Genomic DNA, 7,048 nt, shown 5'->3' on the forward strand with positions numbered 1-7,048 from the left:
CGGCGGGCTTTTTAACGCAATCACGAAGAGCAGTCGAGAGGAGCAGTGAATAGGCATGTCTACGAACCAGAATACGTATGACGAGAGTCAGATACAGGTGCTTGAAGGCCTGGAGGCTGTACGGAAGCGTCCAGGTATGTATATAGGCTCCACAAGCAGCAAAGGTCTTCATCATCTCGTGTGGGAAGTTGTCGATAACTCGATTGACGAGGCGCTCGCGGGATTCTGTACGCATATCGACGTCATCGTTCATGAAGATAACAGCATCACGGTAGTCGATAACGGCCGGGGTATTCCAGTCGGTGAGAATACGAAGCTGAAGAAGTCTACGCTTGAGGTTGTCATGACTGTACTTCACGCAGGCGGCAAATTCGGCGGCGAAGGCTATAAAGTGTCCGGCGGTTTGCACGGCGTAGGTATATCGGTTGTTAACGCATTGTCCGAACACGTTACCGTTACGGTCAAACGCGACGGTCACGTTTATCAGCAGGAGTATCGTCGTGGTGCTCCTCAATATGACATTAAGGTCATCGGCGATACGGATGAAACGGGAACGACGACACGCTTCAAACCGGACGCAGAGATTTTCACGGAAACGACCGTATACGAGTATGAGATACTCCAGGGGCGTATTCGCGAGCTTGCCTTTTTGAACAAGGGCATCTCCATTACGCTGCTTGATGAGCGCACAGGTCAGACGAATACGTACAAGTACGACGGCGGTATTATCGAATTCGTCCAATACTTGAATCGTACGCGTGAGGCGCTTCACGAGACGCCGATCTATGTAGAAGGCGTGAAGGACCACATCAGCGTCGAGGTTGCGCTGCAATATAACGACAGCTATAGCGAGAACATTTACTCGTTCGCTAACAATATCAACACGCATGAGGGCGGTACGCACGAATCCGGCTTCAAGAGCGCGCTTACCCGGATCATCAATGACTATGCTCGCCGTACGAACTCGATTAAAGAGAATGACGCGAACTTGTCGGGCGATGACGTTCGTGAAGGTTTGACAGCGATTATTTCCGTGAAGGTCCCTGAGCCGCAGTTCGAGGGCCAGACGAAGACGAAGCTTGGCAACAGCGAAGTTAGAGGTATCGTCGAGTCGTTGTTCGCAGAGAAGCTGCAAGAGTTCTTGGATGAGAATCCGGCTGTATCGAAGCGAGTCGTGGAGAAAGGCCTCATGGCTTCCCGTGCTCGTGAAGCAGCGCGCAAAGCGCGTGAGCTGACGCGTCGTAAGAGCGCACTCGAAGTAAGCTCGCTGCCAGGCAAGCTGGCGGACTGCTCCTCCAAGGATGCATCGATCAGCGAACTGTACATCGTCGAAGGTGACTCCGCAGGCGGATCGGCGAAGCAGGGACGCGATCGCCACTTCCAAGCGATTCTGCCGCTGCGCGGTAAAATCCTGAACGTTGAGAAAGCGCGGCTTGACCGCATTCTTGGCAATGCCGAGATCAGAGCGATCATTACGGCGCTTGGCACAGGCATCGGCGATGATTTCGACCTTGCGAAAGCACGGTACCATAAGATTATTATTATGACCGATGCTGACGTCGACGGCGCTCACATTCGTACCCTTATGCTTACGTTCTTCTATCGCTACATGCGGAAGATTATCGACGCCGGCTTTATCTATATCGCACAACCGCCGCTGTTCAAGATCGAACGCAACAAGGTCGTTCGCTATGCGCAGTCAGAGAAGGAACGCGATGCGATTATTGCTGAGTTCGGCGAAGGCGTGAAAATCAACGTCCAGCGTTACAAAGGTTTGGGCGAGATGAATGCAGGCCAGCTGTGGGAGACGACGATGGATCCTGAGAGCCGTACAATGCTCCAGGTAACAATCGAGGATGCCATTGAAGCGGACGTTATGTTCGATACTTTGATGGGCGACAATGTTGAGCCGCGTCGTGACTTCATCCAGCAGTACGCGAAGCACGTTAGGAATTTGGACATCTAGAACGCCGCTCTTTGCGTAAGGGGCTGCATATACAACAAGCCGTCAGATCGTTTTGGTCTGCGGCTTGTTTTTGTATAGACATGAAGTTTTCTTCGCCTTGAATCGGCCATAACCAACCGCATACTGATAGATTCGATTGAACACCTTGCGGTCGCCAAGCTTACGGAAGAGAAAGGGATCAGGCAGCGTGTTGACCTCTAGAATCCATGGATGCAGTTCCGTGTCGATAGCAAAGTCGATGCCGATCTCTCTAAGTCCAGGATATGCATGCTGCAGCTGCTTAGCTGTTTCGACGCCTAAGTAAGAAAGAAAGTTTAGATACTCTGTCTGCCTATGCTCTGACATATGTGGAGTCATCAGTGTTGAGAATGGAAGCGGGGTAGCGCCGCTGTGATAGTTCGTTACAATTTTGGAGGGAAGTCCGAGCCTGCCGATTACACCTGTCGTCTCCCACTCGTTTCGCAAGTTATGCTGCACCATTACGCGGAAGTCAAAACGGCGTTTTTGGAATTGCAACAGCTGTATCCCCTTTTGAGCAAGATAGGGCCTCGTCCGCTGAATCGACAGCAGTCGATTGTACATCGCTTCGAACGTCGCAAACTGTCGAATCTTCTTATCCAATTGGAATTGATATGGAAGTGAAGAAGAGGCTGATTTCTCTACTCGAATAACGCCGTTACCGAACGTACCCCGATCAGGTTTGAGGTAGATCATGCCATATTGATCGAGCATTAACCGTACGGTTTCCCGCCGAAACGGCGATGTTTCGGGTATATATGGACGCAGCAATTCGGAAGTGAGCAATACCGCTGTTTTGGCCCATTTGCTGTGTACGCGCTGAATAGCCAATCATCTATCCCGCCTTTCGCCACAAAATCTATCCCGACCATTCGACAACGAAACAAGACAGAGGTGGAAATCGATGTTATAATAGAGAGGTGTGCCTATAGATGAAAATGAGTGTGCATTCCTTATCAGCATATGGTGAACCGGAGCTGGAAGCGAAGGGCGGCTAACTGTTTTTGGCTGAACGAGAAGCCTGTTTTCCAATCCAAGAGTAGAGCAGTTTCACCTTAAGGGATGTTCTTATTCGTCAGGTTTAAGCTGAACGGCTTTGTGAAACAAATAGATTAACAAGAGTATGCGGATTTATCAGACTCTAAGAGCTGATTCTTACATGACGAATGCTGGGGCAGCAGCGCTATAATCATTCGTTTTGCAAAAGATGTCAGGAGGGTAACAATGTCGGAAGAACAACGCTCACAAATAAGGGATCGTGATATCGGCACCGAGATGCGCGATTCGTTCATGGAATATGCGATGAGCATCATCGTAAGCCGTGCGCTCCCGGATGTACGAGACGGACTGAAGCCTGTACATCGACGGATTCTTTTCGCGATGTCCGAACTTGGTATGTCACCAGATAAGCCGTACAAGAAGTCGGCTAGGATCGTCGGTGAAGTTATCGGTAAGTATCACCCGCACGGTGACTCGGCTGTATACGACACGATGGTTCGCATGGCACAGGATTTCTCGATGCGTTATATGCTTATCGACGGTCATGGTAACTTCGGTTCGGTAGACGGCGATATGGCAGCGGCAATGCGTTATACAGAAGCCAGACTTTCGAAAATCGCGATGGAACTGCTTCGTGACCTGAATAAAGAAACAGTTGACTTCGTGCCTAACTATGATGGCGAAGAACATGAACCAGCGGTTCTGCCATCTCGTTTCCCGAACTTGCTCGTGAACGGTGTTACGGGTATCGCAGTAGGCATGGCAACGAATATTCCGCCGCACAATCTGGGTGAAGTTATCGATGGTATTCAGGCGATGATCGTTAATCCCGAGATCACATCGACTGAGCTTATGAACTATATTAAGGGCCCTGACTTCCCGACGTACGGCTATGTAATGGGACAAGCGGGCATCCGTCAAGCTTATACGACGGGACGCGGATCGGTTACGATGCGCGCCAAAGCAACGATCGAAGAGAACGGCGGCAAGGCTCGCATTATCGTGCATGAACTGCCGTACCAAGTAAATAAAGCACGTCTGGTCGAGAAAATTGCAGAGCTCGTCCGCGAGAAGAAGGTTGAAGGTATCACGGACCTGCGCGATGAGTCCGACCGCAACGGTATGCGCATCGTCATCGAGCTTCGCCGTGACGTAACGCCATCGGTCGTATTGAACAACCTGTACAAACAGACACAGCTGCAATCGACTTTCGGTATTAACATGCTTGCTCTCGTTAACGGCGAGCCAAGGGTGCTTAATATCAAAGACATTTTGTACTACTACCTGCAGCACCAGATCGAGATCATTCGTCGCCGTACGGAATACGACCTGAAGAAGGCGGAAGCTCGCGCACATATTCTCGAAGGTTTGCGCATTGCGCTCGATAACCTGGATGAGGTCATTGCGCTTATCCGTGGGTCGCGTACAACGGATGAGGCACGTGAAGGCTTGATTGCACGGTTTGGCCTGAGCCTAGAGCAAGCGCAAGCTATTCTGGATATGCGCCTGCAGCGTCTCACAGGTTTGGAACGCGATAAGATTGAGGCTGAATATAACGAGCTCCTGGCTAAGATCGCTGAGTACAAGGCGATTCTCGCTGACGAGCAGCTCGTACTCGATATTATTAGCACCGAGCTTAATGAGATCAGAGACAAGTTTGGCGATGAACGCCGAACGGAAATTACGATTGGGGAAGACGAAATTCTCGACGAGGATCTTATTCCACGCGAGGACGTTATTATCTCGATCACCCATTCGGGTTATGTTAAACGTCTGCCGGTTACGACGTACCGCAGCCAGAGAAGGGGCGGCAAAGGTGTTATCGGTATGGATACGAAGGATGACGATTTCGTTGAACATCTATTCGTATCGAACACGCACCACTACCTGCTCTTCTTTACGGATAAGGGTAAGGTCTACCGGTTGAAAGCATACGAAATTCCAGATCTCAGCCGTACTGCACGCGGTACACCGATTATCAACCTGATTCAGATCGAACAGGGCGAGGTCGTCAACGCGGTTATTCCGGTTGAATCGTTCGATAATGACAACTACCTGTTCTTCGCAACTCGCCAAGGCGTCGTGAAGAAAACTCCGCTTGATGATTACTCCAACATTCGTAAGGTCGGCCTGATCGCGATCTCGCTCCGAGAGGATGACGAGTTGATCGGCGTGAAGCTGACGGATGGCAACCAGGAGATCATCATGGGTACAAGCCAAGGTATGTCGATTCGCTTCCCAGAGCAGGACGTTCGTTCGATGGGACGTTCCGCAACAGGCGTTAAAGGCATTCAGCTTGATGACGACGATAAAGTCATCGACATGGACATTGTACAGAGCGAGAATGACGTTCTGATCGTAACGTCGAAGGGCTACGGCAAACGTACGCCAATGAGCGAATATCGCAGCCAGAGCCGTGGCGGTAAAGGGATTAAGACGCTCAACGTTACCGATAAGAACGGATCGATTGTTGGACTGAAGGTTGTTGAGAACGACGAGGATCTCATGATCATGACGGAATCGGGTACGATGATCCGCACGAGCATGGATGGTATTTCGTCGATGGGCCGCAACACGCAAGGCGTTAAGCTCATTCATATTCGTGACGAGGATGCCGTTGCGACGGTTACGCGAGTAGCCCGTAGTGAAGAAGAGCACGAGGAAGAAGAAGGCGGAGAGCAAGAAACCGAATAGAGCTCGACAAACCTCGGAACAGGAGAGAAAGGCAATGGCAAATGTATTGTTATCAAGACTGAAGCCAGGCGATAAGCTGCTGCAGGATGTGCAGACACCGCTAGGCAACACCCTGTTCCACAAAGGTGTCGTCGTTACCTCGAGAGAACTCGATATATTACAGGCCTTTCAAGTAAGAACCGTTGATGTGGAAGTGGCCGATAAGACAGACAACAAGGCTGCTGGCTCTGTCAAGAAAGAGAAGAGCGAGACAGAAGAAGAGAAACCAGTAGTTTCGAGTTTTCAGGCGGAATACGAGGTTACTTTTCAGCTCGTTAGACGAACTTTCAATCATGCATTATCCGGTCAGGCGCTGCCGATTCTTGAGATTCGTCAGCAGATGGAGAAACTTATCGGCTTGACTGGTGAATATAACATCCTTACCTTTGTTCCTTCGGGGCTGAAGGAAGACGACTATTGGTACCACAATAGTCTGCTTACCGGTCTCACATCCTACTTGCTTGCAAGATGGAACGGGTTTACCTCGAAGGACTGGGTTCAGATTGCATTGGCGGGTCTGCTTCATGACATCGGCAACACGAAAGTTGACCGCGCCATTCTGTTTAAGCCAACTGCGCTGACGAGTGAGGAGCGGGAAGAGGTGCGCCGTCATACGGTGAACGGGTACCAGCTTCTGAAGCCGATCGCAGCCCTTAATGAGGGAGTAAAGCTGGCATCGCTGCAGCATCATGAGCGTGAGGACGGCAGCGGTTATCCATTAGGGATCAAAGCGGACAAGATTCACCCGTACGCCAAGATTGTTGCCATCGCAGATACATTCCACGCGATGACACTCAATAAGGTTTATCAGAAGGCTGCTTCTCCGTACATGGTTCTAGAAGAGATTCAGAAGAATGCTTTCGGTAAGCTTGAGCCTGCATACGTTCGTGTATTCATAGAGAGGGCAACGCAGTTCCATAACGGAACGGTTGTCAAACTTAGCGATGGTCGTACAGGTGAGATTGTGTTCTCGGACCGGAGCCAGCCAACAAGGCCGTGGGTGTCCGTTGCCGGATCGATTGTTAACCTATCGACCGAACGTCATCTCTATATTCAAGAGGTTGTATCAAACTAAACGTTGTAAGATGTAAACCGCCTATCCTGTTGGAGGAAGGCGGTTTTTTAACGCCTGATTATAATAAACAACTATATTGAAATTAATGAAAAAAGGTGTTGCATTGGGATGTCAGTCTATGATATATTATCTAAGTCGCCGCTGAACGGCAGCGAAGAAACAAAATAAAAATTGACACACTGATTAACATCTGATAAGATGTAAAAGTTGTCGAAATTGTTCTTTGAAAACTGAACAACGAGCGAAACTGTCAGTTT

At 49.9% G+C, this 7,048-nt stretch carries 4 protein-coding genes; 3 read left to right on the top strand and 1 reads right to left on the bottom strand.

All coding sequences use genetic code 11. The features are described 5' to 3' along the window. Window positions 1–55 precede the first annotated feature (55 nt). Window positions 56–1,966, top strand: a complete 1,911-nt coding sequence (gene gyrB / locus SBI19_RS10075) for a DNA topoisomerase (ATP-hydrolyzing) subunit B (protein WP_317967585.1) — start codon at window positions 56–58, stop codon at window positions 1,964–1,966. A gap of 42 nt (window positions 1,967–2,008) precedes the next feature. On the opposite strand, the gene SBI19_RS10080 is transcribed toward gyrB, so the two are convergent. Beyond that, window positions 2,009–2,815: a YheC/YheD family protein gene (locus SBI19_RS10080; protein ID WP_317967587.1), complete on the bottom strand. Its 807-nt coding sequence runs from the start codon at window positions 2,813–2,815 to the stop codon at window positions 2,009–2,011. 393 nt (window positions 2,816–3,208) lie between these two features. Between SBI19_RS10080 and gyrA the strand changes: the two genes are divergently transcribed. Both gyrA and SBI19_RS10090 read left to right on the top strand, forming a co-directional pair. Continuing rightward, the gene (gene gyrA, locus SBI19_RS10085) at window positions 3,209–5,677 is read left to right on the top strand and encodes a DNA gyrase subunit A (protein WP_317967589.1); all 2,469 of its coding nucleotides are present in this window, start codon (window positions 3,209–3,211) and stop codon (window positions 5,675–5,677) included. Window positions 5,678–5,711: 34 nt separating this feature from the next. Continuing rightward, window positions 5,712–6,791 carry an HD-GYP domain-containing protein gene (locus SBI19_RS10090; protein ID WP_317967591.1) on the top strand — a complete coding sequence of 360 codons (1,080 nt, stop codon included), beginning with the start codon at window positions 5,712–5,714 and terminating at the stop codon, window positions 6,789–6,791. Window positions 6,792–7,048 lie beyond the last annotated feature (257 nt).

It is taken from the genome of Paenibacillus sp. CCS19, assembly GCF_033239625.1.
GTDB lineage: Bacteria > Bacillota > Bacilli > Paenibacillales > Paenibacillaceae > Paenibacillus_T.